Source organism: Dokdonella sp. (assembly GCF_036518555.1).
Classification (GTDB): domain Bacteria; phylum Pseudomonadota; class Gammaproteobacteria; order Xanthomonadales; family Rhodanobacteraceae; genus Dokdonella_A.
Genome location: NZ_DATDMY010000278.1, coordinates 1 through 2364 on the forward strand (window position 1 = coordinate 1; position 2364 = coordinate 2364).

Sequence of the window (2364 nt, forward strand, 5' to 3'; positions counted from 1 at the left end):
ACCGTCGTCATCGTCGGCGGCATCGTGGCCGCGCACGCGTTCATGCGCACGCGCACGCTCGAGTCGGTGCTCGCGACCGTGCCGGCGCCCGTGCTGTCGGGCGCGTGGGCGCTGCTCGCGTTCGCGATCGTGATCGAGCAAGGCAATGGCAATGCATTCATCTACTTCCAGTTCTGAGGACGCGAGGTAGCGCCATGGCAAGTGCCGATGCCGATACGCTCGAACGCGGCGACGACCGCACCGCGGTGCGACCCGGGTTCGTGCGCCTGACCGCGTCCGATCGGCCCGGCGTCGCGCAGCCCGTGCCGGAGCGCGACATCCCGCCGCGGCCGTGGCCGCGCATCTTCGCGAGCGCGATGCTGCTCATGACCGTCGCGCTCGGCGCGTGGGAGTGGCGCATGCGCGCGCTCGGCCTCGAAGCGGGCGATGTCGACGATGGCCCCTCGGCCTGGGCGGAACAACGTCGGCGCGTCGACGCCGGCGAGGCGAAGGTCGTGTTCCTCGGCGACTCGCGCATGCTGTTCGACAGCGACCTCGATCGCTACGAGGCCCTGACCGGCGTGCGACCGGTCCAGCTCGCGATCGCCGGCAGCAATGCACGTCCGTTCCTCGTCGAACTGGCCGCTCACTCGCACTTCGACGGCCTCGTGATCGTCGGCATCGCGCACACGACCTTCTTCGGCGCCGATGCGGGCCTCGGCCGCGATGCGCTCGAGCGGTACCACTTCGAATCGCCATCGGTACGCGCGTCGTTCCAGTTGTACCGCGTACTGTCGCATGCGTTCGCGTTCCTCGACGATCGCTACCGCCTGTCACGGCTCGTGCATTTCCTCGACGACGACTGGCGCGATGGCGTGCGCATCGGCACCGCGGAGCGCCTTTGGAAGCTCGGCGTGACCCAGGACGACCGCCAGACCTGGCTGTGGCCGCGCATCGAGACCGACGAGCGCGTGCGCGACCACCAGCGCGCGGCGTGGGGCTTCGGCCCGGGGCGCGCGGCGCGGCCGATCGCCGATGCGGCGATCGCAACCGCGCAGCGCGAACTGCACGACGCGGTCGCGACGATCCGCGCGCGCGGCGGCGAGGTCGTGTTCCTGCGGCCGCCCTCGCATCCGCACTTTCGCGTGTTCGAGGAGGCGCAGATGCCGCGCTCGCAGGCGTGGGATGCGCTGATCGCGGCGGGCGGCGTCATCGGCGTGCACAGCGACGACGATCCGGTCATGCGCGCGCTCGTGCCGCCCGAGTATTCGCACCTGTCGCGCGCGTGCGCGACCGTCTACACGGACGCCTACGTGCGGGCGCTGGCAGCGCGCACGCAACGCGTGGTGCTGCGCGCGGATGCGCCCGCGCCGCTCGGGCCTGCGGACTGTGGCATGCCTCCGGCGGATCTCGCACCGCGTGGATCAAAGGGCAAAGCCTGAAACACGAAGGACACGAAGGACACGAAGGAAGAGCGACAGAGGGGAAGAGCTTGAAACACGGAGCACACAGAGCACACGGAGAGAGCAAAGCAAGAAGAGCTTTTCATTTGAAAGCTTTTCCTCCGTGTGCTCCCTGTTTCAATCTTTGAATCTTTGGCTTCCCTTCGTGTTCTTCGTGTCCTTCGTGTCTCAATCTTTGCCCTCCGAGCAAATCAACGTCCGCCGACGTCGTCTTCGCCGTCGACCCACAGCGCCTCCCAGCCGTGATGGCCGAGCTTGCGCAGCGTCTCGATGTTGCGTTCGTAGATCGCGTCGGTGTCGACGCCCGATTCGACCGCGCGGTCGATGCTCGATTCGCGCAACAGGTGCAGGGTCGGGAACGGCGAGCGGTTCGTCGCGTTCCCGATGTCGTCCGCGCCGGCGTCGGCGAACCGGTACTGCGGATGGAAGCTCGCGAGCTGGATCTCGCCGTCGAGCTCCATCGCCTCGAGCAGCGCGTCCGCGACGTCGAGGAACTGGTTGTAGTCCTCGAAGTCGCCGAGCACGAACGGATGCACGAGCAGGCTCGTTTCCCATTCGTGCGCATCGGCGTCGCGCAGCCATTCGAGTTCCTTGCGCAGATCGTCGACGAGTGCGTCGATGTCGGTCGCGCGGCTGACCGTGATGCGCAGGCGATCCTGCGTGAACGGCGCGCGCGCGAACGGGCACAGGTTGAGGCCGATCACCGCGCGCTCGATCCAGCGGCGGGTCGCGGCGATCGCGGCGTCGTCCGTGGGTGCGTCCTTCACGTCCGCATGCAGGTCGCTCACAGGCGAACCACGCGCACCTTGCGTCCCTTCACGCCGCGCGCACGCAGGCGCTCGAGCGCCTTGCCCGCGTCGGCGCGGCGGATCGCGACGTACGAGCGCGTCGGGAACACGTCGATCTTGCCGACCGCATCGCC

At 68.5% G+C, this 2364-nt stretch carries 3 protein-coding genes; 1 reads left to right on the plus strand and 2 read right to left on the minus strand.

Annotation, left to right across the window (positions count from 1 at the left end):
* Positions 1–194: 194 nt before the first annotated feature.
* A complete protein-coding gene (locus VI238_RS15205) occupies positions 195–1421 on the plus strand; it encodes a hypothetical protein (RefSeq protein ID WP_331652859.1) in 1227 nt (408 codons plus the stop codon).
* A gap of 212 nt (positions 1422–1633) precedes the next feature.
* Here VI238_RS15205 and VI238_RS15210 read toward each other — a convergent pair whose 3' ends face one another.
* Together VI238_RS15210 and VI238_RS15215 are read right to left on the minus strand one after the other, a co-directional pair.
* Positions 1634–2230 (minus strand): DUF1415 domain-containing protein, encoded by a 597-nt coding sequence (locus VI238_RS15210; protein ID WP_331652861.1) that lies wholly within the window; start codon positions 2228–2230, stop codon positions 1634–1636.
* A partial coding sequence (locus VI238_RS15215; protein ID WP_331652863.1) for a DbpA RNA binding domain-containing protein occupies positions 2227–2364 on the minus strand: 138 nt, incomplete at its 5' end. The genes VI238_RS15210 and VI238_RS15215, both read right to left, overlap by 4 nt.

Coding starts and splice junctions, on each gene's coding strand:
- VI238_RS15205 (WP_331652859.1), top strand. CDS start 195: ATGGCAAGTGCCGATGCCGATACGCTCGAACGCGGCGACGACCGCACC.